The organism is Streptomyces massasporeus, assembly GCF_014648995.1.
GTDB classification, from domain to species: domain Bacteria; phylum Actinomycetota; class Actinomycetes; order Streptomycetales; family Streptomycetaceae; genus Streptomyces; species Streptomyces massasporeus.
In genome coordinates this window covers 65029-89580 of the sequence record NZ_BMSE01000029.1, presented here as the reverse complement: position 1 = coordinate 89580, position 24552 = coordinate 65029, and the positions used below count along the sequence as shown (strand labels likewise).

Below are 24552 nucleotides of genomic sequence, written 5' to 3'. Positions count from 1 at the left end.
CACTCCGGCGCCGGTCAAAGCACCGCCGGTCGCAGCGATGGTGGGGGCGCACCCTACGACCGTGGTACATCCCGGCGCAGCTGCGACCGCCCCGATACCGGAGGCAATGCCCGCGAGGGCGGCACCCGTTCCCTCCAGGAATGGCCCAATTTTGGGGACTATAAATCGTTCGGTGTAACTCCCGATCATGGAGGATGCATCGATGACCAGTGAGAACGTGGCTGAGCCCGAGGCCGTTGAGCCCTCGAAGAGTGTGCCGGCGAAGGCCGTGGACGACCAGTTGATCGACGAGCTGGTGGGCCGGGCCCAGGCCGAGGGCCTGCAGCTGACCGGCGAGGGCGGGCTGCTGCAACAGCTGACCAAGCGGCTGCTGGAGTCCGCCCTGGATGGCGAGATCACCGACCACCTCGGCTATGACAAGCACGATCCGGCGGGCAAGAACGGCGGCAACTCCCGCAATGGCAAACGCTCCAAGACGGTGCTGACCGATGTCGGCCCGGTGGAGATCATGGTGCCCCGCGACCGCGACGGCTCCTTCGAACCGAAAATCGTCGAGAAGCGGCAGAAGCGCCTGACCGGTGTCGACGAGATGGTCATCTCGCTGGCCGCGAAGGGCCTGACCACCGGTGAAGTCCAGGCCCACCTGGCCGAGGTCTATGGCGCCGAGGTCTCCCGCCAGACCATCTCCACCATCACCGACAAGGTGCTGGAAGGCATGGCCGAATGGCAGAGCCGACCCCTCGACCCGGTCTATCCGGTCGTCTTCATCGACGCCATCCACGTGAAGATCCGCGACGGTGCTGTCGCCAACCGGCCCATCTACGTGGCCCTGGCCGTCACCACCGAGGGCCGGCGGGAGATCCTCGGGCTGTGGGCCGGGGACGGCGGCGAGGGCGCCAAACACTGGCTGCACATCCTCACCGAGATCAAGAACCGCGGCGTGAACGACGTGCTGATGGTGGTCTGCGACGGGCTCAAGGGCTTGCCCGAGGCGGTGGATACTGTCTGGCCGCGGACCATCGTGCAGACCTGCGTCGTGCACCTGCTGCGGAACTCTTTCCGCTATGCCGCCCGCCAGGACTGGGACAAGATCGCCAGGCTCCTCAAGCCCGTCTACACCGCGGCGACCGAGGAAGCCGCCCTGGAACGGTTCGCCGAATTCGCCGACGCCTGGGGCAGGAAGTATCCGGCGATTGTGAAGCTGTGGGAGAACGCGTGGGAGGAGTTCACCCCGTTCCTGCGGTTCGACACCGAGATCCGCCGCATCGTCTGCACCACCAACGCGATCGAGTCGGTCAACGCCCGTATCCGCCGGGCGGTCAAGGCCCGCGGCCACTTCCCCAACGAGCAGGCCGCCCTGAAATGCGTCTACATGGCGATCATGTCTCTCGACCCCACCGGCAAGGGACTGGCTCGCTGGACCATGCGCTGGAAGACCGCACTGAACGCCTTCGACATCACCTTCGACGGCCGCCTGACGGCGGCCCGCCAGTAACCCCAACCACCCTGGTTACACCGCTCGTTTGACAGACCCGCCGGTCTGGCTGCGCGCCGATGACCATCGGGGAGATCAGCGCGGCGGAGACGTCCGGGTCCGGAGGCGGGCTGTGAGGGCGTCGCCCAGGGCCGTGTCCGGCGGGCCTGGGAGTTCAATCCGGAGCTGGTCGGCCAGGTCGCCGACGTGCAGATGGACTGCGGCCTCCAGGAGTTGGGCGTAGGCGTCCGTGGCGGTGCGGATGCGGTGCCTGGCGACCAGCGTGAGCGCCACGGCCAACGGAGCGGCAGGCCACCACCACATGGTCAGCGGGGCGTACAACAGCGCCCACCCGGCCAGCGTGCCCGCGCGGGTCAGCGCCTGTTCAGCGACGGTGACCTCGGCGCGAGCGGTTTCGGGCAGGGTCAGCCACAGGTGCGGCCACACCAAGGGCAGATCCACGTGATGGTCGCGCTCCAGGCGGACGACCACGGAGTGCAGGCGGTCGCCGCTCCAGGTGGGCCGGTCTGGCTCCTCGGCGGCGATGCGGAGCAACGCCCGGTGCAGGGCATGCCGGACGACAGGGTCGACGCGTCGGCCACTATGCGCCAACTCCATGGCGTCGTGGTCCAGTTGCCGACAGTAGCGGGTGGCGGTAGAGGTCCAGCGGGCACGGCGGCGGGCAACCAGGGCGCGAACTCCCCGGCGCAGCGGACGCGGCCAGGAGTGCCAGTCGGCGGCCAGCACGGTGCGTTGCACCAGAGTGCCCGCGCCCTGCGCTGCAAGCCCGGCGGCCGCCGCGGCCGCGAGGACCGCACTGAACAGGACGACCTGCCCGCCGACCGTGCTCGCCACGGGCTCCTCGGCCCACCCCGTGACACGGGAGACGAGCCGTCGGAGGTCAAGGGCGTGGGCCTGGCCGAGGGTGTGTGCGGCGGTCGCGACGGCCAGGAAGAGGGCTCCGGGCAGCACCAGAAGCGTCAGCCAACGCTCGGCGAGCTTCTGCCCCAGGGCTGTGAGGAATCCGCCCACCGCTACAGCCGTTCGCGGCGCAACGGCTGACCGGTGATGCGGCACCCGGACGGCTCCTGAGCGTCCGGCCAGGCATGGCGTGCGCACTGCCCGGTGGGGCATAACAGCAGCCAGTCGTCAGGACGTTGGGCTCCGACCCCGATCGGGAACAGGCCACGCCCCTGACCGCGCACCCCCGTCGCGTCCCCGGCGAACAGCAGCGCCTCGTGCAGCGCGTCTAGCGGCGCGGTGGGATCCTGCCCGGCGCGCACTGCCGCCACCACCCGCTCCAACGGCTCGGCGCCCTGCGGCCCATAAGCCTGGAGATCCTCGCGCATGCGGTCCAACTGGGTGCACACGTAGGCGATGTCGTCGCCCGTGTCTCCGGTCCGCGCGTCGTGCCGGTCGTCCATCGCATCCCCCGATCGCCGAAGCCCGCTCCGGCGGAACTGGAAGCGGACCTGTGCCGTCATGATGTGAGAAAAGGACCACACCGGGCAACCTTAAGTTCCGGTGCCTCGTGACCGTTCGGCCGCCGCAGGGAGCACGGATGAGTATGCGTGACGCATTACTGGAGTCGATCCGCGCCAGACTCAACGAGGTGGTGGCCACCGGTGACCGATCGCCCGTCATGGAACAGGCCGCGATCGGCGATGCCATGAAACTCATGCAGTACGGGGTGAGCGAGACGGCGGTGGACGCCGAAGTCCTAGTCGCCCTGGGCTGGTTCTACTTCTGGCGCTCCCAGGAGCTTCCCGAGCCGCGTGCCGAGACGGAGCGTGGAGTCGCGCTCCAGCTTCTCGCGATCCCGTTCCTCGGCGGCGAGCAGTTGCTTCCGGAACCACTGCTGTTGCCCCTTGCCGAGTCGGCGATCCCTGAAGCCACTAATATGCTTGTACGCACCCTACGGACGCCCGTGGGCGTGCGGGATGCGGCCCTGACTGTGGCGGTGTGGAGCCAGATCACCCTCCATCTGCCGGAGGACCACGTGGCGTTTTACTCGGGCCTGAGCAGCCTGGGTCTGGCCTGGCGGCGCAGGTGGGAGATCGCGGGCGATCTCGTCGACCTGAACTGTGCTGTGGAGGTCGCCCGCGAGATCGCCGAAACCCTGCCCGCTGGCCGGCCGGGTCGGGCCACCTACTGGTTCCACCTCAGTACCGCCCTGCACCTGCGCTTCGAACAGGGAGAGGACGTCGAGGACCTGGACGGCGCCGTCGAGGCCGGTCGCGAGGCGGTCCGCACCGCGACGGATGACGACCGCGACCGCTGCCTCTACCTGACGGGCCTGTCCAAGGTGCTGCTGACCCGCTACGCCCGCACGGGAGACCGCCTCGACTTGGGTGCGGCACTGCAGACTGCCGGTGAGGCCATCGCGCGGGCGCCCGAGCGGCATCCCGACCACACCATGCTCCTGACCAACCACGCCAACGCGCTCCTCGCACGGTACGCGACCTACCTAGAGGCCGACGACATCGTGGAGGCGGCACGGACCAACCGCTTCGTCGTCCGGATCGTGCCGCACACCCATTTCGAGTATGCCCGGTACCTCTCCAACGCCTGCGAAGTGCTGCGGCTGCTCTTCGCGCACTCCAAGAACCCCGAGGACGTGAACGAGGCGATCGAGTACGGCTACCGTGCGGTGCGGGCCACGCCCGCCGGTGATCCCGAGCGGACCACATACCAGATCGGGCTCGTCCAGGCGCTGCGGGACCGCTTCGACGCTCTGGGTGACTTTGGCGATCTCGATGAAGCGGTGGCGGTCTGCCGTGCGGCGGCCCGGGGCGCGGCCCAACGCGACCACCCGGACCAGGCGATGGTCATGAGTGTGCTGGGGAGCGTGCTGCAACAGCGTTACGAGCGCGACGGTACGAGCGAGGACCGTGACGAGGCGTTGGGGGTGTGGGAACGCACCGTCGCGATGAGGACGGCCCTGCCGCTGTTGCGGGTCGGCACCGCCCGGCTGGCCGCCGAGCTGGCCGCGCCGTCCGAGCCCGGGCGCGCGGCCCGGTTCCTCGAGCAGGCCATCCTGCTGCTGCCCGAGGTGGCCCCGCGCCGACTGCGCCGAGGCGACCAGCAGCGCGCACTGGGCGCCCACGGCGACCAGCTCACCGCAGACGCGATCGCGCTTGCCCTGTCCGACACCGGGGTGTCCGCACCGGAGCGGGCCTCGAGAGCGCTCCGCCTCGCGGAGGCCGGACGCGCGATCCTGCTCGCCCAGTCCCTCGACATCCGGGGCGACGTGACTGAGCTGTTGGAACAACACCCGGACCTGGCTCGAGAGTTCGTCGACCTGCGCGAGCGGCTCGATCAGGAATCCGACACAGTCGGAGCGTCGGCCGCCGTGCCGGGGGCACCCTCGCACTCCGCACGCTTGAGGCTGGCCAAAGAGATGGAGGTGCTCCTGGATCGCATCCGCGCCCACGACGGCTTCGCCCGCTTCGGGCTGCCTCCTACCTTCGACGAACTGACCGCGCAGGCCGACCGCGGCCCCGTCGTCACGCTCAACGTGAGCCGCCACCGCAGCGACGCCCTGATCCTCACCCCAGACGGCGTCACCGCCTGCCCACTTCCGGGGCTGGCCTTCGAGGAAGTCGCCCACCGGATCGGCCAGTTCCACCTCGCGCTGGTCGCGGCGACCGCCCCCGACGCCGACCGAATCGCCGCCCAACGCATGCTGCACGAGGTCCTGGAATGGCTATGGGAGGCGGCCGCCGAACCGGTCCTAACCGCACTCGGTGTCCTGGGTCAACACCACGACGGGCAGGAAGCGTTGCCCCACGTGTGGTGGGCGCCGGGCGGGATGCTCGGCCTGCTGCCCCTGCACGCGGCCGGGTTCCACCGGGACCCCGGCCGCGTGCAGGGCCGGCGCACCGTGCTCGACCGTGTCATCTCCTCCTACACCCCGACCATCCGCGCACTGCGCCACGCCCGCGCCCGCCGCCCCGCCGCCACCGACCGGCCGCGGCCCCTAATCGTCTCCATGCCGACCACACCCGGCCACGCACCCCTGCCGCACGCGGCCCAGGAGACCGATCGGCTCCGGGCCGTGCTCAAGGACCCGGTCGTCCTCAGCGCGTCAGGGGAACGGCCCGCGACGACGGCCACCGTCCTCGCCCAACTCGAGCACTGCGCCATTGCCCACTTCGCCTGCCACGGCGTCACCGAGTTGACCGACCCCTCGCAGAGCAAGCTACTCCTCCAGGACCACGCCGAGACGCCGCTGACGGTCTCCGCGCTGTCCCGGGCCGACCTCGCCCACGCCCAGCTTGCCTATCTCTCCGCCTGCCGCACCGCGCACCCCGGCAACCCCCGGCTGCTCGGTGAGGCCATCCATCTCACCAGCGCCTGCCAACTCGCAGGCTTCTCCCATGTCATCGGCACAATGTGGACCATCGACGACCGCCTGGCCGCCGACGTCGCCGAGTCCTTCTACACCCACCTGGCCAACGGCCCGACCGGCACGCCCGATCCCGCACGGGCCGCGACGGCCCTGCACCGAACCGTCAAAGACACGCGCGACCGCTTCCCGGCCACACCGTCCCTCTGGGCGGGCTATCTCCACTCCGGCGCCTAGCGTACGGGCTCAGGAGCTGTCCGGCCGGCGGACGGCGTCACGCGGCCCCCCGTACCTCTTGCCTCCTGACGTACCGCTTCGGACGCTCTTTCCTGGTACGTCCGACACGTTCCCGACCGGCGAAGGAAACTCACCTACTCGCAGTCGTAACGCGTGGGGGTAGAGCATGGCCGGCAACCAGCTAACGAGCTCGTGCACGGTAGGCGGTGAGACGTCGAGACTGAATGGTTGATCATGGTCAGGTGGTGGGGAGCTCGACTCGTGCGGTGATCATCAGCAATCGGCGGATCACGGGCCTGACTGCCGGAGTGATTGCTGAACTCGTCAAGGAGATCGGCCTGTTGTGGCAGGAGCGTCACCAAGCGAGGCTTGCCGCTCGACCGCGGAAGCGGGCTGTGGGCGCAGGCGCGAAGCACAGGCTCGTGTTCGTCGACCGCCTCCTGGCCACGCTCGTCCATCTTCGTCACGGGGTCACCCATGACGTGCTGGCCTGCTGGTTCGGAGTGGACCGCTCCACCATCACCCGGGCCGTCGGTGAGGTGCGGCCCCTGCTCGCCGAGCGAGGATGCACCGTCAGCCCCGACGTGCGGCTGCGGTCTCTGGCCGAGGTCGTCGACCATCTCGGCTCGAGCGGAACGACCGGCATCGTCGACGGCACCGAGATCCGGGTTCGCCGCCCGGCCGCCGGACGCAAGGACCGGGACACGTTCATCTCCGGCAAGAACAAGCAGAACGCCGTCAAGTCCATGGTCGTCACAGACGGCGAAGGCCGCGTGCTGTGGTGCAGCCCAGCACGGCCCGCAAGCTGCGCGGACATCACCCAAGCTCGCCAGTTAGGGCTGGTCAGGCTCCTGGCCGACGGGCCCGCAGTCGAGATCCTCGCCGATGCCGGCTACCAGGGCTTGGGCGCCCAGACCGGCGGCCGGGTGATGACACCACCGCACCGCAAGTTCAAGAAGAACGCCCCCGACTGGTACGAGGAGATGTACGAGCGCCAGCGCAAGGCACACTCCTCACGCCGTATCCGGGTCGAGCACGGCATCGCCCATCTGAAGAACTGGCGGGCCCTGGCCCGCCACCTCGGCCGCCGCGAGCATATGAGCGACACCATCCAAGCAATCGCCGGCTTGCTGTCCCACCAGCAGACCGTGGACCTGAAGCCGACACGGCAGACATGAATCCGGGCCGCACCGAAGCTCGCGACGTCTCACCGCCTACCGTGCACGAGCTCGTTAGTGCCAGCCCTGGACGGGCGGGCTGAGGCCGAGCAGCGTGCCGCCGCCCCGCTTCGAGGTGTTGAAACGCCCGCCGCAGCCCTACAACCTCGCCCAGCGAGCAACGCAACGAGAGCTGAACGGCTCCTCGGTCGCTCAGTCCGAAGATCACATACGGGACTCTCAGGCGCAGCGCAACAAACCGGCCCCCGGCGCCGGGTAATACTCCGGGTGCCGGGGGCCGATCTATCGTCTATTCCCAGTCTAGATTGCGGGCGCGCGGCAGGCCGAGCGCTACCGCTTCTCCATCAAGCGTTGGGACTAACGCCGGTCAGGTCCTGTGGCTACAACTCACACCACTCCCCCAGATCCTCAAGCCGTTGAGTTTGAGTGAAGTTCTGCACAACTTCCCAGGCATGGTCGACATCCAAGACGAAATCTCCCGTAAATGTCGCCAAGTCGTCCATGACCGGGACGTCCACTGTCACTTCCGCCGGAGTAGCGCCATCCCCTGCAAGGAGGGACACGCTTTCTTCATTCGCGAAGAGATGGATGACAGCTTGGTCATCGCTGAAACTCAAGGTCAATTGCGGGAATTCGCCATCGGGCATCCGGACTTCCAGATATCCTCGACCGTGAGATCGTAGTTCGTTGAATTCTCGCGCCAGGTCCCTCAGGTCTGAGTGTTTCTCGACCGGATTGAACCGTCCGGATTCTCGCGAGGTCATCGACCACACTGCTGTCATCTCTTCACCACCGATGTTTCTCTATTACCTAGGCCACGGCTTAGGATCCCGGTCGTTCCCTGTAAATGTCCTGCTGGCGCTCCATCGCGACGACGGTGTCACCGTACCCAGCGGGGTGCCCACCTGCAGAGTCGCGTTCTCAGGCAGCAGGGTTGCCACCTGCGACTTACAGTAGCCGCAGATTCCGCTCGGGTTGTCGATCAAGAGCCTTCCGCTGGTTGCGCCTCTATCACGCATGATCAGAGCCGCTTGCCCTTCGACGTGCCCGCTGGCTGCGTAGTTCGGCAGTGACGACTTGCCCGACACCAACGGGATCAGCTCGCCGTCGAGTTCCAGGACGCCAGCCGTCTTTCCTTCCTCGCCAATGGTAGCGAGCAGGCGCTGGGCGACACTCAGTGTTGCCTGGCTCTCAGAAAGGCTCTTGCCCGTCGTGACGGCCTTGGCTCCGGTCGCAACGACCCCGGCCCCGACCACCGCGCTTCCGCCCGATGCACCTCCGGTGGCTGCCTCCGCGATTTCCGCAGCGCACACTGGGGCTGCGGCGAGGCATCCCTCGCCTACGACAATGGCAGCCGGAGCGAGGATCACGCCGGCCGCCACGACCGAGATGGCGCCTAGCACGACCTTTTGCCAGGTTTCAAGCTTGGGCCGGTCGATCCAGTCGTCGGTGGCGCCGGGCGAATAACCTGGGTTGGTTCCCATGGCCCAGCAGGAACTGCACTGTCCGTCCTTCTTCGCGGGCTTCGGCTCGGGACCCTTTTTGAACACGATCCGCACGGCTTTATGACCCACCTCGGTGCGGACTGTGGTGGTCATGGTGCCAGTTCTGGTACCGCCATTCCCGGTTCTATATGTGAACTTCTTGGTGTACGTCTTCGTATACGACCAGTCCCAACCGCCCTTGCTGTTGAGGGTCCAGGTTTCAGTGCCTCCGCCGCAGGAGCTGGAGGAGCCGCCGCACATGCCATCAGGGCGGAGTCCCGTTGGGTCGGAGAGTGTGACGGGGGTGTTGTTGGCGTATGCGTAGCCGTTGAGGGACTCGTGGTCGTCGGGGGCGAGGACGGGGTCTACGGAGAGGAATCGTCCGAGCGTCGGGTCGTACTCGCGGGCGCCGATGTGAGTGAGTCCGGTACCAGTGTCGGCGGGTTTACCCAGGAATCCCTTGTCGTCGGGCCAGACCGATGGGGCGGTACCGCGGGCTTCTCCGAAGGGCTTGGTGTAGCGGCGGGTGACGGCCTGGGTCGTGGCGTCGACCGTCATGGAGGCGGTGCCGTGGTGGTCGTCGACCATCCAGGACAGGCCGGTCTCGGTGCGGACAGCGGTGGCGTCGCCGGCCGGGTAGTAGCGCTGTGCGGTGAACTTCTCAGTGGCCGTGTCGTAGTGCAGTTCCTGACCGCCCAGGTACAGGACGGTCTTGTCGGGGCTGCGGCGGATGAGGAGTTCGCCGTTGGCGTCGTAGAGGTAGTCGGTGGTCTTGGTGCCTTCGGTGAGGCGGGTGAGTTCTCCCTCGATGTTCCAGGTGAGGCTTTGAGCGGTCCCGGTGGGGCTGTAGCGCTTGGTGGTGTTGCCGTGCTCGTCGTAGGTGTAGGTCTTGGCGCTGCCGCTGCCTACCGTGACTGAGGTCAGGGTGTGGGGCTGGCCGGTGCCGGAGGTGTTGACGGCCGGGTAGCCGTAGACGGTCTTGGTGTCGCCGCTGGTCTTGTGCTCGGTCTGGGAATCGCGCAGGCCGCCGGGCTTGTAGGTCCAGCTGGTCCAGTACGGGGCCGGGCCTCCGAGAGCGGATGCAGAGCGGGCGGTGGCGCAGTCATTTGAGGACGGGGTCCAGGCTTCGGTCAGGCGGCGATAGCCGTCATAAGCAAAGCATTGGGTGTCTTTGCCGTTGGCCTTGTCCGTGACCGACTTGACGTTGCCGGTGGCGTCGTAGACGTAGTCGACGTCGCTGGTATAGCCGGCGTTGGTCTGGTCGAGGGTGTGGGTGTTGGCCAGGCGGCGAGTGCCGTCTTCGTAGCGGTTGAGGACCTGGAGCTGCTTGGCTTCCGTGGAGGTGCCCAGGCGGGTTTCCTCGATCTCACCGTAGGGCGAGTAGCCGATGTGCTGGACGTAGTCGGTCATGCCGTCGGTGCCGGTGAGCATTCCGAGGCTGTTGTAGGTGTTTTTGACGGTTTCGGCGGGCAAGCCGGCCGCTGCGGGCAGTGAGGTGGACTGGACGGTGCCGTCGATGTTGTAGGCGGTGGAGGTGGTGAAGGTCTGCGGCGCGCCGGCGGTGACCAGGGGGTCGGTGGCGGCTATGACTGTTTTCGTGCCTTTGGGGCGGTTGAGTGCGTCGTAGCCGGTGACGGACTGGGAGTAGATCTTGCCGGTGGTGCCGCCGACGTATCGGATCGATGCGGTCGGTTGTCCCTTGGCCAGGGAGTCGTAGGTGAATTTTGTGAGTTGGTGGGCGTTGTCTTTGGTCCCGTCCCAGGTGCCTGTCGGTCGGCCGAGTTCGTCGTAGTCGTTGATCAGGGTGCGGGAGACGTTGTCGAGGGTCGTGGTGGCCGTCAGCGGCTGGTCAGCGTCGTTGTAGGTAGTGGTGATGCTGCCCTTGTCGGGGTCGGTGGAAGTGGTCTTGCGGCCGCGTAGGTCGTATTCGTACGTCCAGACCGCTCCGTCCGGGCCGGTCATCTTCTTGATCTGGCCGCCGGGGGTGTACTCATACAGGGTTCGGGTGTAGTCGGTGCCGGTCGGGGCGGGGCCCCCGAATTCGCGGCGCTCAGTGACCCGGCCTCGGGCGTCGACGATCGTGAGGGTGCCGGTGCCGCCTGCTGCGGCAGTCACGGCGGTGCGGTCGCCCTGTTGGTCGGTCTTGGTGCGCCACTTCTCCTGCCCGTAGACCCGGAAGATCGAGTCGGTGGCGCGGCCGGCGGCGTCGAATACCGTCTCAGTTGAGGCAGGGACCGAACCGGTGTAGGTGTTGGCGAGCGTGCCCGAGGGGGCGCTGTTGTCGTGAACCTGGCTGTTGGCGATGTATGCCAGGCCGCGGTCGTCGTAGAGCATCTCGGAAATCACCCGGCCGCCGTTCGGCGCGGGGACTTGCTTCTGGCGGGGCCGCAGCAGGCTGTCGAAGATTTCGTACGAGCTGTTGTAGGTCTTGCCGTCTGCTTTGAGGGCGTCGGTGCGGACCCAGGTTTCTTTGTCGTTGTTGACGCTGTAGGCGTAGACGATGCTGGCCGCGTCATCGAGCGTGCGCGAGCGGTCCGGCTTCCAGACCGACCTCAGGCGCCCGAGCGCGTCGAACGACCACTCGGTCACGTTGCCGTTGGCGTCGGTGGTCTTGGAGGCCGCGCCCCAGGCCGGGTCCACCTCTGTAGTGGAGGTGTAGAGCTTGGGGTCGGTCGTGGTTTTTGACGTCAGAGGTCCGTAGCCGGTGTCGTCGGGCACATAACTGGTCTTGACTGTGCGGTCGAGGGCGTTGGTTTCGGTGAGCGGGCGCCCCAGCTTGTCGAATGTGGAGCTGGAAACCTGCTGGTAGACGGGGGTTTTGTCCGCCGCGTTGTAGCTGGCGACTCGGTAGGTGGCGGTGATGTCACCCTGGGTGGGCGCCGCTCCGACCGCCTTGGCGTCGTAGGCCGTGGTGATGTCGGAGACGACGTCCGCGGGGATCGCCGGGATGGTCGCGCAGGGAACCGAGTAGGTCTCGGTGCGCGAAACCCTGTTCACCAGCCAGGCGGAGGTGTTGCGGGCGTAGCTGGTCCGCACGCACGACTCGTCGCCGAACTTGGTGGCATCGCCGCTGTCCTCGACGGTGATCGGCATACCGTACGTGGTGTCGTACGTGGTCTTCTGCTTGACCGTGCGGGTGCCGGTGGAGATCTTGGTGCGGGATTCGGTCTCCCCTGCCTGTACGATCCACGCCTCGGTGGTACCCCAGCTGTAGGTGTGGCTTCCGGTCTTGTGGGACCAGGGGGTGTTGATGGTGCCGCTAAGTTCGTCGGAGCCGTTGTAGGCGATGGTCTCGCGGACGAAGCCGGCGTATTGGCGGGAGTCGTCGATGGCGGTGCCGGTGGAGTCGGTGACCTTCGCCACGCGGGCGGTTCCGTCGAGTTCCTTCTCGCCGTTCAGGCCGCGCATGTAGAGCGTCGACTTTTTGGAGCGCGGTCCCTCTGAGTTGCCGGACGTCGTCACGACCTTGCCGTAGCCGCGCCACTGCGACCAGGTGCGGTTGGACGGCTTGGTCAGGCCCTCATCGTCTGAGTAGGCCCAGCCGGCGCCGCCCTGGTAGTCGTAGTAGGTCTCGCCGGTGTCACTGTGGCCGTAGGGGTCGTCCTGGAGGACGGACGTGACCACGTATTTGTGGAACCAGTCGGTGACCGGGGTGGTCCCGGACTGGGACCACTTCACGGGAAAGCATCGCCGTGTGTTCTTGTCGACCGCCGAGGGCATGCTGCTGCCCCAGATGCAGTCAGGGTCGGAGTAGTTGACGGTGAGGGTCGAGCCGGTCTCGGACTTGATGGTGCGAACGCGCCACTTGATGTATCGCAGGTTGTCCTGGCCGCTGCCTTCGACGTGGTTCGGCATTTGGATGCCGCCGAAGACGATGGGCGGCATTGCGGCCGTGGTGGTGTTGGCCTTGCCGGTGTTCTGGATGGACTTCAGCCACAGGCTCGGCGAGGAGGCGTCACCGGTGTCGGGGAAGTCGTGGGACAGATGCCAGGTGTCGACGTCCCGCCGGGTGGTGCCGGTGCCGGTCCACACCGAGGTGGTGATGTCGATGAGGCGCTGGCGGGTGAAGAACGAGGGCCCGATCTGGGTGGTGCACTTGGTGTTGGCTGCGCAGATCATGTCGTAGGGCACGTCGGGCCAGTTGGCTTTGGTGTCCTTGGTGAGGCTGGAGCAGCCGTTGGTGACGATGCAGCGCTGGCCGTAGGTGAAGCGGACTTGCTGGGCGGCGGGCTTGGAGTAGATCAGGTCGCTGCGCAGGCCGTAGTCGATGCGGTTGAGGTAGCCGCCGCGGGTGTAGGCGGTGCCGTTGACGGTGGTGTCGGCGTTCTTGGAGTAGTAGTTGGTCTCCTTGCTGTACCAGTAGGTGCTGGCGTTGTCGTGGGTGTCCACGACGTAGTCGAGGTTCCAGCGCCAGGCCTGGTTGCAGGAGGAGTCGGCGAAGCCGCTGGACTTGTAACACGGCTCGCCGGAGTCGTCGCCGAAGACGGGGACGGCCCAGGTGGAGTAGGTGGAAGGGTCGTCGTCGGCGGTGTCGGTGGTGCCCTTGTCGCTCCAGCCGGGCATGCGGTGCTTGCCGAAGTAGTACTGGATGCCGGATGCGTCGGTCACCTTCCAGTACTCGCCGTTGTTGTCTCCGTTGCCGCTGGCTCCGGTGAGGTGCTCGACGCGCGTGCCGTCCTCGTTCTTCACCTTCCACGTGCCGCCGGATGCCTCGGACAGGGCTGCGGTGTCACAGGCCGACTTGTCGGCACAGGCGTTGACCAGCTCGACGGCCTTACCGTTGAGGACCAGGGTGGCGTTGGCGTACTTCCAGCACAGGTCGCCCTTGCCGGACTGGCCGTCGTCCTTGCAGGAGGCGTACTTGCGTTCGATGTAGGACTCGGTGATCGAGAAACCTTCACCGATCAGTGAGGTCTGGTTGTTCTCCCCGGCCGTGCGGCCGTCCACGGATGCGGAGTTGTAGGAGATGGACAGGTTCGGCGACGGACCGGCCGTCGCCGGGGGGACCCGCAGCGGGTAGTCCCAGGTGAAGTCGCCAGTGCTGCCGCCGGCCTCCCAGGTCGCCGTCGGGGACAGCGGAGTGGCGCTGAAGTCGCCCCCGCCGCCCGAGCTGTCGGCCGCGGCGGCCAGCAGCATCGGTGTGCCGGCCTTGAGGTTGCGGGCGGGCACGGTGCCGGTCAGGGTCTGGGACTCGGCCTCGTTGTCCGCGCCGGCCACAGGGGTCTGGGTGCGGCAGGACTTCTTCTCCGGTGTGGTCAGCGCACAGGCCGGGAGCTTCACGAGGCTCAGACGGGGCCCGAAGTTTCCGCCGTAGACGTCGGAGAACGATGAGTAGTCCAGGGAGATCCGGAGCTTGTCGGTGTCCTCCGCCTTCTCGTTGGATTCACCTCGCGCCGGGTCGACGGTGAGCAGGACGCCGTTGACGCCCGCTTTTTTCGCGGTTGCCCGGGAGTGGACGCGAAGCGTCACCTTCTCCGCGGGCCCCGTCGCCTTCCTCTTTGTCGTGCTCTTCGCGGATTTGGCTGCTGGCGCGGCGGGCTCCTGCGTCAGTTCCATCCCCAGGCCACCGACATTGACAGTGGCTTCGGAGGTCGCCGTGACCGCAGCGGTTGCCTTCCCAGATTTCGGCCAGGAGGCCTCCTGCAGCCTCTCGCGGGTCTTGCGGGATGCCGGGGCGGACTTGTCCTTCGGTGCTTTGGACGTGCCAGGCCTGAGCACCCCCACCTTGTTGATCTTTGCCTCGGGCCGGTCCTCTAGCTTCTTGCGGGCAGCCACGGACTGGGCCTGCGCGGCGAAGTCGTAGCCCGAGGGAACCACGACCTGGGGCAGCAGAGAGAGGGAGGCGACGACCGCGCCGCGGCCAAGCCAGCGACGTACGACCGCCCCCGGCAACCGCTTGCGGAAAGGTCTTGAGGACACGGTGACTTCCCGGTTCTAGGAATGGAATTTGGAAGGAAAGGCGCTCTAGCAGCGGTTCTCGGTGCCCGAGGGCCGGATCACGTCCGCGCCGACACGCGTGTGCGCGTTCCAGCAGAAGGGGCCAGAGCGGACGACGGGCCGGCAGGGAAGCAGACAGAGAGGGGCGGCCGGGGCAGGGCGGCCTCCAAAGCTCGCCCTGCCCCGGACCCGCTCCCTACTGCTGCTCGGTGTTGCGCCGGTTGGCGATCATGTCGGTGGAGGTGGCTCCAGCCCAGACGCGAACGCTGTCGACCGTGCCGGGGAAGTAGCGGGCGGCAACGCCGTTGATCTTCGCCCGGCCGATCTCGAACGCTCCCCCGCCCTGCCACGGGGCGGAGTACGGCACGCCGTCCTCGTCGCCCATCTGCGCACTGTCGACATACAGCTTGAGCGCGCCGAGTCGGGAGGTGTCGTCCTGGTCGGCTGCCGCCTGGGCGTCGTAGACGACCGTCAGCATGACCGGTACGCCCAGCTGCGACGTGGTGAGGGCGGTCGACTCGCTTTCTGTCCAGGCTGCCCCGGTGCCGTCCTTGTCGGGACGGCCGAATGTCCATCGGCCCTGCGTGCTGCCGGCGGGCTGCTCGTACCAGACGCCCCAGGACGATTGGCTCGTCCCGGACTGGCCGAACACCTGCACCGCGTAGGACTTGCTGGTGTCAGCGAGTTTGGCTGGGTCGAGCGTCACCCATGCGGTCGCAGTGAAAGAGCCGGAGTCGTCGACGACCGGTCCGGTGGCAGTGGCGTAGGCGCTGCTGCCGTTCAGACTCATGGTCTGCGTGGTCGTGACCTCTTCGCCGATCTCCGGGTCGCCCGTGGAGATTTGGGTGAGCGCTGCCCCATTGAGCGAGAGGTTCCGGCCGAAGCCGCTGGTGTCCTTGATCGTTGTGCCGGCGGCGTTGGCCACGTCCGTGGCGTCCCACTTGGCGACCAGCGCCGGGACCGGGTCTCCGGCGGTGCCGTCGCTGAGGTCCTCATCCTCCAGCCACGCCTCGTGGGCGACCTCTGTGTCTGCGAGCGCGCGGGACCAGACCTTCACCTCGTCGATGCTCCCGGCGAAGTTCTCCTTGCCGGCGGCGTCGTGCCAGAGTCGTCCAACCTGCAGTCCGCCGGACGCTTTCCACGGGGTAGCCGTGAACGGCACCGGCTTACCCTGCGGGACACCGTTGACGTAGAGCTGCAGGTTCTGCGCCGCGGCGTCGTAGACACCCGCCAGGTGTGTCCATGCTTTCACCACCGGCGGTTTGGTGCCGATTGAGCGGACGATGGAGGGATCGGGGGCGTCCGTCTGGTGGCGATTGAAGACCCAGGCGTTGTAGGCGGTGGAGTAGTACAGCTGGAATCCGGCGGCGTTCGTTCCTGCCTGCGACAGGACGGTGTAGTTGACGTCCTTCTTCTCCAGGCGTGCCCAGGCCGAAACAGTGAAGGACTTGGTGGTGTCCAGCACCGCACCGGACGTGGAGAGGTAGGCGGTGGTGCCGTTGAACTTCGCCGCGGCGGATCCGCTGCGGGCCAGGGAGTCCCAGGTTGCACCCGAGGAGGTCAGCGGGTGCTGGGTGGCCGTGGTGGTGTCGGTGAGGGAACTGTCCAGGTGCCAGATGCCCGAGGGCTTTTCTGCGCCCTTCACCAGGAAGCTGTAGTAGCCGGTGAGAGAGCTGTGACCGGCCGCGTCGTAGCCCCAGACCTGGATGGTGTTCTCACCGGCCTGGTTCGGTGTGATCGTCTGAGTGGTGGCAGCGCCCTTGGCGACGGGGATCGGTGGGGACACCGAGCCGCTGTTCAGCTTGAACTTGTAGGTGACCACATCCGACTGGATTCCGGCCGTGGTGGCGTTGGCGTCCCCGGGGGTGAAGGTGAATTTGCCCGGCGTACCCACACCGCCGGCGGCGGGGTCGGTCTCAGCGGGCTTGTAGACGCCGTCCGCGCTGCTCACCACCGGAGGAGGGGGCGAGTCGGTGTCGATCCGGAAGTAGCACCAGGACGACCATGAGGAGTCCAGGACACCGGTGGCGCCCCGGTCTGTCTTGTAGTAGGCCTGCGTCTTGACCCGCATGCGGTAGTCCGTCTGCGCCGGGAGCGTGCTGGACGTTGCGGTGCGGGGGGCGTTGTCGGCCACCCAGGTGCCGTCCGGTGATACGGCGGACCAGGTCCGGCTGGAGCCGTCGGCCTTCCACACTTCGAACGCGGCACGCAGCTGGGAGTTGGAGCCGTCGGCCGACTGCACGGTGGCCAGCATCTTCGGGGTGGTGTCGCTGGTGGCGAAGGTCTGCGTCGAGGCATTGCAGGCCCGCCCGGTGGTGCCCTGCTGAACCCCGTACGAGGTCGGCTTGGACGGGTAGGAAATGTACGTCACCGACAGCTTGGCGTCGTTGCGGAATCGCGCCCAGGCCGCCGCGTTGGACTCGTCGTGTGCGGCCAGCGAGAAGGTGATCTGCGATGCCTTCTTCGAGGCGTAGGAGGCCAGGGTGGTGGTGAGGTTCTCGTTGCTCTCCTCCCCCACGTTGTCGCTGAAGCGCACCCAGTTCGCAGGCTGCGGCGGAGTGCACAGACCGCCCCGCCCATAGGCCACGTTCCGGTCACCCATCAGGTCCACCGCGTCGGGGCGGGAGGACCAGGTGGTGCTCGAGGCGATGCCCTTGTCCACACGGCTCAGGTCGTACCAGCGCGGCTCGCAGGTGAACGTCCACTCCTGGTACACCTCCATTGTCGCGTCGAGGATCTTCTTGCCGTGGATCGACGACAGCGGGTACTCGAAGTACATGCGCTGGGTGTACGGGCTGTTGGAGCAGAGGTAGCCGCCGTAGTTGGAGCAGCGCCCCACGCCCTTGTCCCCGTCGAACTCCCAGTACTTGGTTCCGTTGGAGGCCAGCGCGGTCCAGTCCCCCAGCGCTATGCCCTTGGTCGGCGGGTCGATGTACAGCGGAAAGACGGTGCCCTCGCCGTGGAGAAGGGCAGGATCCGGCGTGATCTCCAGAGTGGTGTTTGTGACCTTGAGGGGGAGTTCAGCTGCGGCATCACCACTGCCGGGACCTTCGGAAGGGGACGGTTCGCCCTCGGCGTCGGGCAGCGGTGCCGTGTCCGCCGCTTGAGGCTCTGCCTCGGCCTTCGCTCCTGATGAGGCAGGGCGGGCAAGTTGCGTCGTGACGTTGGAGGTCGCAGGTACAGCGGCCGGTGGGTCGCCGGCCGAGTCCCACATACGCCCGGCCGGGCTCTCGAACACCGGAGTTCCATCGGCTTCACGCGCGATGAAACCACCGTCAGCTGTCGGGGCGATTTCCAGATCGCCGCCGGAGACAGTCATTCTGATCTTCGCGAGGGCCGGATTCTTCGCGGCTTCTGCGTTCTTGACCACGAGTACTGAGGTGTAGCCGGTACTTAGCGCTGTCAGCTTCAGATCAACGTTCGGGAGGATCGCCGGATAGGTGGCCGTAGCCCCGTCGAGTTCGGGGGCGGGGAGTTCGGTTGGCCAGCCGAACTTCAGCTCGTGTCCCTCGTCCTCAAGCGTGACCAGCGCATCCCTGCTACCTCCGCCGGAGAAGGTCAGTGCGGTCGTGGTGTTCTTCGCCCGTATCGAGCCGTCTGCCTCGCGCACGAGATTCGCGTCGAGGGCGGCCCAGGTGCCGTTGTCCTTCTGGGCCCGGACCGGAGCCGCATTCATTTCCTGCGTGAACGTTCCATCCGGGTTGGCGAAGACCTGGGACGACTCGGTCGTCGCAGCATCCACCGCCACCCGCTCACCACTCTCGGCCGCCCGCGTACTGGCCTCAGACTCCGCGGTCTTGTCAGCCGACGCGGCCGCCCCGTCGTCGGCGATTGCCGGAGGCGCCATGATCCCTGCCGCTGGGATCGCTCCCCCAAGAAGCGAGAGGGTTATCGCCCCGCTCCGCACCGCCTGGCTCCAGCCGTGCCTCCGTCTTCGCGTGAACACGCCTGCCCCACCCGCCCCTTAAGTTTTTCTTACAATCAACCTGTGAGGATCATGTGATGATCGAACTCGCTGGTCAATAGTGGCGGGCATCACCTTGACATCCGAGATTGCGAGCGGTCAGACATCACGTCCTTGCTCATGCCTCAGGGCTTGGTTCCTGAAGGCATCGAGGCCGCTTGGCTCACGACGCAACCGGCAGCATCGCCTCAGGCTGGGTTGCTGATGAGCTTCAGCCTGATGGCCGTATGTCGCATGGTCAGCCACGTGCGCTCTCGGAGGGGCAACGCGAAGACGCTGGAACGGTTCGACGCCGTCTGCGGCGGCCCCTGGTGGCGAGGACTTCACCGTGAGCTGCAACGAGGACGCCACGGAAGCGGTGGCTGCCGAGTACGCCCCGCGCTGTAACGTCTGACCGGCACGTTCGGGCAGTCCTTTCCCCCGGCAAAGACCCCCAATGGAAGCCGGTCTACTACCTGGTGTTAACCACCCGCGGCCTGGATGGCCTACGGCCTGTGAGCGTCGCGGCGGCCCGAATCCGAGCCGAGCCGTGGAAGACGCTCAAACCTCAGGGGAAGCAGAACGAGCCGGACACCCTGTTTCCACCGCGTCCGTGCTCATGCCCAGCCGGTTTCGGAGTAGAGGCGTCCGGCACGGATGCCCTCAATGGCCACCCGGGTGTAGGGGACGAGGTCGTCGGGGAGTGCGGCCGGATCCCAGAATTTCCACTGGGTGCACTTGTCCGGCTCGCGCAGTTCCGGCTCACCGCTCCAGGTGCGGGCGCGGAAGAACAGGCCTATGCGGGGCCGGTCCCCGGCCTTGTCGATGTGGTGGACGACGTGGACAAGCTCGACGTCCTGGGGCTCGATGCGCAGGCCGGCTTCTTCCCGTGCCTCCCTGATCAGGCAGGTGATGGCGCTCTCCTGCTCGCAGTGGCCCGCCAAGGCGTGCCACGTGGACGGCGCGAACACGGAGTCGGGGTGGCGCAGCCCGAGCAGCACCGTCCCGTCGGGCCGCTCCAGGTAGAGGTGGACGCCGACGACGTTAAGGACCGTGCCCTGCGGCGAAGCTAAGCGGCACTCCTCGTGCGATGAGAACCCGATCCGTGGCGCGGTGCTGGACACGTTGGCCGGGCAACTGGCGGCGTGGCGCATTACGAGGTCGCGGGTGGTGTCTGCGATGCGCAGGCGGTGGAGGTCGTCGGGGGCGAACCAGGCCAGCATCACCCCTTCCGTCAGGTGGAGTTCGCGGGGATCGCCGTTCCAGCGGCCAGCGTAGATGGCGATGGGCACGGTCGCGCGGGCGTCGTCGGAGGCGTACTCGGTGCCGAACAGGGTCAGGTCGGCGATGTCGAGCCCGGCCTCCTCCTGCAGTTCGCGCTGCACGGTGTGTTCCAGGGTGGCGTCCTGGGGCTCTCGGCCGCCGCCCAGCAGGGACCACATGCCCGGCTCCCAGATCCGGCCGGGGAAGTAGTCGCGCAGGTGGAGCAGGTACTCGCCGCGGTCGTTGTAGATCAGGGCGGAGGCGTTGGCGGTCTGCGGTTCGGTCTCCGGCATGAGCCTGAGCAGTCTCGCGCGCAGAGAGGGGGAGGTCACCCTGTCCACGGGCCGCCACTCGATGCCACCGACCTCTTCTTCCTGCAGCACCACCGGCGCCTCGGTCGTGGCGTGCAGGCGGAAGAGGAACCGGAGGTCGAAGTGCCGGTGACCGGGTTCGCCTCTGCCCGGATGGGCGTCGATGTCGTGGACGTCGACGTCGAACGGCACAGTCTCGTAGCCGGGCCACGGCGCCACGGCCTGCGGCGGGATCCCGGTCTCCTCGTACAGCTCCCGCAACGCTGCTGCTGCCAGGGACTCATCCTCGGGCTCGGCGTGTCCACCGGGAGCGAGAACCTTCCCGCTCGCCAGGTGCAGCACGTGCAGGACGCGGCCGAGAGGATCGACCACGATCGCGCCGCAGGTGACGTGTCCGGTGAAGGTGGAGCGGCTGACGATGTCGGTAGGACGGTCGAGGGCGTCCAGGAGGCCGCCGAGCTGCTCGCGCTCGTGAGGGTGGCGAGCGAGGTAGGTCTCGACGGTGGTGCGGATGTGGTCGTGCGACAGCGGCATGGTCCTACCTCAGAGGGGCGTGGAGCGGGACGAATCGAGGAGGGGCGCTCGTTCCTGTCAGCTCAGCCGCATCCCCTCCGTCGGGATCTCGTCGATGGCGGCTGGGCGAGCGGTGGGCAGGCCCCACCGCTCGCGTGCCATCTGCGCGGCGAGCTGGGCTTGCCGCGCTCCGGGCCGGCCCCATCCCAGCAGGGTGGCTGCCTGGGTGGGGGTGACGAGCAGGAGTGCGAAGCGGTGGCCGGTGGCGGGGTCGACGGCGGCCGGCCCGATGTCGGTGACTCGGGCGGCCAGGCGAAGCCGGGCGTTGGGCCCCACGCCGCCGTAGACCTCACCGGTTTCGTCCAGCACCCAGCCCAGTCGCACCGGATCGGCCAGGGTGAGCTGGGCTTCCTCGGCGGCTTCGCGGTGCATGGTGTCCTCGGGCGTCTCGTCGGTCTTCTCCACGGTGCCGCCGGGCAACATCGGCAGCGCGCCCGCGGGCCGGGGCCGGCGACCAGGACGACCCGGCCGTCGGGGATGAAGCACCACGCCCAGGCTTGCTGCACGGGAAGCGGCCCGGGGACGGGGCCGCGGTGGAGAGGGCTGTCCCATAGAGGCCGGTAGCGGACGTGGACGTCGTAGCGGTCCAGCGCCGGGACGTCGAGGATGTGCCGGCCGTCGGCGAGGTGGGCGGTGGCGGTGTTTCCGAGCCGGGCAGGGTAGGCGGCGAGCATGATCTGCCCGTCCACGGGTCGCAGCCGCTGCACCGCGTCCCGGGTCTCCAGGAAGGCGTACTCGGACAGCTCGTCGTGCGGCAGGCGGATCGCCGCCGCTTGGTCGGGGGTGAGGGTCCCCCCGTCGAAGACGAACCGGACCTCGCCAGGGCAGTGCGTGCCGGGTTGAAGGTCGGGGTGGTGCGGGGAGAAGGAGTGGACGGCGAGCACGGCCGACAGGTGTAGATCCAGGCCCAGTTCCTCTGTGATCTCGCGCCCGCAGGTGACGTGCGGGTGTTCGCCGGGTTCGACGACGCCTCCGGGCAGCAGCCACGAGTCGTCCTGGCGGTAGGTGGGGTGCACGAGCAGGACCCGGCCGACCTCGTCGGTGATGATCGCCGCGGCGCCGAGCCACGTCGCATGCCGGGATGCGGCGTACTGCGCTGCTGGTAGATCGGCACGCGGTGAGACGTGATCCGAAGCGGAGACGGGAGAGGGCACCAGCTTCCGCCTTCCGAAACGGTGGACGGGCGAGTGGGCAACGCGGAACGGCTAGGGCGCTTCGTTTGGATCATTTCGGTGCTGCGTAACATCGCTCCTCACGACTAAGGAGGCTGGAGGCACGGGACTGTTCAGAGGGAAACGCAGCTGTCAGCGGACACCTCTGCCCGAGCTGGTTGCCGAGGCTAAGGCAAACCCAGGGGGCTGGGTATACGAGATCGACGGGAACATGGTCGATGATCCGAACGGGGCTGTGCCCCCATCATCGCGGCTTGGCAGGTAGACGCCCGCGGAAGGCTCTCAGGCGGTTACCAGGCGAATCCGACCACCGGCCTCGGGCCGCAGGGCAGTAGCCGTCTCGTTGATCTGGCCGTGGGGTTGACTGATGAGCAATGGGCGCGGATCGAGCCGTTGCTCCCGGATCGGACGCTGCGGCGGGGTGGCCGGTGGCGGGATCACCGTCAGGTGATGATGCGATCGCGTGGAAGTTCCAGACCGGATCGCAGTGGGTTCACCTCCCGGAGAAGCTCGGCAACTGGCGAGAGGTCTACAACCGGCTGCGGATGTGGGCCGTCGACGGCACTTGGGAGCGGGTGTTCACCGCGCTGGTGGTACAGGCCGACGCCGAGGAGGACCTCAGCTGGGCCGTCTCAGTGGACTCCACCATCGTGCGCGCACCAGCACGCGGCCGGGGCCCGGAAAGGGGGGGCCAGCCGGTGAACCTGCAGACCATGCCATCGGTCGGTCCCGCGGCGGGCTGACCACGAAAATTCATCTCGCATCCGATGCTCATTGCCGGCCTCTGGCCTTCTATCTCACCCCCGGACAAGCGGATGACGCGCTCGCCTTCGCGCATGTCATGGCATGTCTTCGAGTCCCCGGCGGCGAGGACGGCCCCGCACCAGGCCGGATACGGTCCTGGCTGGCAAGGCTCCTCCCGAGCGATCCGCGAGCACCTGCGCGAGCGCGGAAGCCGGGCGGTCATCCCCGTTCCGGCCAACCAACGCCACCACCGCCTGCGGCGCGGAAGCCGGGGCGGCAGGCCACCGGTCTTCAACCGCGAGGCATACAAGCAGCGCAATACCGTCGAACGCTGCATCAGTGCCTGTTCCTGAGCCGGTCATGACATAGCATGGTTCATCACCCTTCGTTGGCTCCGTTTAGCCCCCCGCCGGGGTGATCAAGATGGTGAAGGAGCAGGGCAAGTGACTGTTGCCGGTCTTGTCCGGCTGTATCGATGACGAGGTGCTCCCGGTTCCACGGTTCGTAGTCGCGGTTGAGGACCTGCTGCCAGTCGGGCAGTGGCAGGTCGGGGATGTCGACCGATCGTGTGGTCACGCGTTCTCGGTGTTCCTCCGGGTCTGAGCAGACGACTTCCACTTCGACCATGGGGACGGCCGCCTGGGTCCCCACGTTTTGCCAGCTGTCGCGGGTGACCGCCAGGGGGTTCACGGATTCCGCGATCACGGTCAGTCCTTGCCGGAGATGTTCCTCGGCCAGGGCGTATCCGATGACATAGCCGGCCGGTCCGACAGGGTGTTGTGCCAGGCCGGAGCGTACGATGGCCTGTTCGATGGTGTCGATGCGCAGGTGGACCGCGCCGATGCGGGCGGCCAGCAGCCGCGCCAGGGTGGTCTTGCCGGTGCCGGGCAGTCCGCCGATCACGATGAGCATGTGCTCATCCTGCCGGAGCCGGAGGGAGGCGAAGCAGGCGGCGCCGTGGGAGAGTTGGTCCCGGTCCGGGATGCGGGTCGGTCCGGGTGGGGTTGCTGACCGTGAACTTGAGAACGATCAGTCCCGGTTGGCCTCGCGGGAGGCGGGCTGTCGGCTCCTGCGGGAGGACCGGCGGGTGATGCGCCTTGTCATCAGCGTGATCGCGGCCCAGGTGATCAAGGATTCCGAGTGCTGGATGAGCCGTTCGTAGTCCCGGGCGTGACGGTGGGCGTGCATGATCCAGGCAAGCGACCGTTCGACCACCCAGCGACGGGGCAGGATGACGAACCCGGTGGCGTCTTTCGGGCGGCTGATGGTCTTGAGCGTCAGGTTCAGGTGGGTCTTCGCCCAGGTCACGAGCTGTCCGGCATAGCCGGAGTCGGCCCAGACGATGGTGATCTCGGGGTGCATCAGCCGCAGCCGGAACAGGACTTCCTTCGCCGCGTCGCGGTCGGTCGTGTCGGCCGGGGTGACCATGACGAACAGCGGCAGGCCCTTGGTGTCGACGACCAGGTGCCGCTTGCGTCCGTTGATTTTCTTCGCGCCGTCGTAGCCGCGGGAGTCACGGCCGACGGTCTCGGCGGCCTTGACGGACTGGGAGTCGATGACGGTGGCGACCGCGCCGGGGGCCCGGCCCATCTCACGGCGGATGCGCTTGCGCAGTTGGTCGCGGATTTGTCCGATGACGCCGGCCGCGGCCCAGCGGGCCATGAAGTTGTAGCAGGTCCGCCAGGGCGGGAAGTCCCTGGGTAGAGCCCTCCACTTGCATCCGGTGTCCACGACGTAGCGGATCGCGTCGACGACCTCGCGGCGCGGGTGCTTCTCGGGGCGTCCCCCCTTGGGGGACTCGCAGGCCGGCGGCGGGAGGAGGGGCTCGATGAGGGCCCATTCGTCATCGTAGGTGTCGGAGGGGTAGCAGCGGAGCCGGGACAACTCA

General features: G+C 67.5%; 11 protein-coding genes and 3 pseudogenes. 4 read left to right on the top strand and 10 right to left on the bottom strand.

All coding sequences use genetic code 11. The annotated features are described in order from the left end of the window. Positions 1 to 202: 202 nt before the first annotated feature. Positions 203 to 1495 (top strand): IS256 family transposase, encoded by a 1293-nt coding sequence (locus tag IE153_RS38415; protein WP_229829379.1) that lies wholly within the window; start codon positions 203 to 205, stop codon positions 1493 to 1495. A gap of 75 nt (positions 1496 to 1570) precedes the next feature. On the opposite strand, the gene IE153_RS38410 is transcribed toward IE153_RS38415, so the two are convergent. Both IE153_RS38410 and IE153_RS38405 read right to left on the bottom strand, forming a co-directional pair. Beyond that, positions 1571 to 2506, bottom strand: coding sequence for a hypothetical protein (locus tag IE153_RS38410; RefSeq protein WP_189594298.1), 936 nt, complete (start codon positions 2504 to 2506; stop codon positions 1571 to 1573). Between the two features lie 2 nt (positions 2507 to 2508). After that, positions 2509 to 2958, bottom strand: a complete 450-nt coding sequence (locus IE153_RS38405; RefSeq protein ID WP_189594297.1) for a hypothetical protein — start codon at positions 2956 to 2958, stop codon at positions 2509 to 2511. An 83-nt stretch (positions 2959 to 3041) separates the two neighbouring features. On the opposite strand from IE153_RS38405, the gene IE153_RS38400 reads away from it, so the two are divergent. Together IE153_RS38400 and IE153_RS38395 are read left to right on the top strand one after the other, a co-directional pair. Beyond that, positions 3042 to 6059: a CHAT domain-containing protein gene (locus tag IE153_RS38400; protein ID WP_189594296.1), complete on the top strand. Its 3018-nt coding sequence runs from the start codon at positions 3042 to 3044 to the stop codon at positions 6057 to 6059. Between the two features lie 422 nt (positions 6060 to 6481). Next, positions 6482 to 7237: a transposase family protein gene (locus tag IE153_RS38395; protein ID WP_229829378.1), complete on the top strand. Its 756-nt coding sequence runs from the start codon at positions 6482 to 6484 to the stop codon at positions 7235 to 7237. Between the two features lie 380 nt (positions 7238 to 7617). Here IE153_RS38395 and IE153_RS38390 read toward each other — a convergent pair whose 3' ends face one another. The 6 genes and pseudogenes from IE153_RS38390 to IE153_RS42160 all read right to left on the bottom strand — a co-directional run. Beyond that, the gene (locus tag IE153_RS38390; protein WP_189594294.1) at positions 7618 to 8019 is read right to left on the bottom strand and encodes a hypothetical protein; all 402 of its coding nucleotides are present in this window, start codon (positions 8017 to 8019) and stop codon (positions 7618 to 7620) included. 24 nt (positions 8020 to 8043) lie between these two features. Next, positions 8044 to 14640, bottom strand: a complete 6597-nt coding sequence (locus IE153_RS38385) for an RHS repeat-associated core domain-containing protein (RefSeq protein ID WP_189594293.1) — start codon at positions 14638 to 14640, stop codon at positions 8044 to 8046. Positions 14641 to 14854: 214 nt separating this feature from the next. Beyond that, entirely contained in the window at positions 14855 to 18505 is a 3651-nt protein-coding gene (locus IE153_RS38380) for a LamG domain-containing protein (protein ID WP_189594292.1), read from the bottom strand. Positions 18506 to 19218: 713 nt separating this feature from the next. Further along, complete coding sequence (locus tag IE153_RS38375) at positions 19219 to 20709, bottom strand: NUDIX domain-containing protein (protein WP_189594291.1); 1491 nt, start codon at positions 20707 to 20709, stop codon at positions 19219 to 19221. Positions 20710 to 20766: 57 nt separating this feature from the next. Beyond that, positions 20767 to 21153: a hypothetical protein gene (locus tag IE153_RS42165; protein ID WP_229829377.1), complete on the bottom strand. Its 387-nt coding sequence runs from the start codon at positions 21151 to 21153 to the stop codon at positions 20767 to 20769. 332 nt (positions 21154 to 21485) lie between these two features. Next, positions 21486 to 21764 (bottom strand): annotated as a pseudogene (locus IE153_RS42160) (NUDIX domain-containing protein); the annotation flags it as partial. A 504-nt stretch (positions 21765 to 22268) separates the two neighbouring features. Here IE153_RS42160 and IE153_RS42155 point away from each other — a divergent pair. Then, positions 22269 to 23005: pseudogene (locus tag IE153_RS42155) on the top strand (IS5 family transposase); the annotation flags it as partial. 37 nt (positions 23006 to 23042) lie between these two features. Here the strand turns inward: IE153_RS42155 and IE153_RS38355 are convergent. Both IE153_RS38355 and IE153_RS38350 read right to left on the bottom strand, forming a co-directional pair. Further along, a complete protein-coding gene (locus tag IE153_RS38355; protein ID WP_189594288.1) occupies positions 23043 to 23576 on the bottom strand; it encodes a P-loop nucleotide/nucleoside kinase family protein in 534 nt (177 codons plus the stop codon). Next, a pseudogene (locus IE153_RS38350) lies at positions 23564 to 24548 on the bottom strand (IS5 family transposase). The gene IE153_RS38355 and the pseudogene IE153_RS38350 overlap by 13 nt, the downstream one beginning before the upstream one ends. Positions 24549 to 24552: the final 4 nt, after the last annotated feature.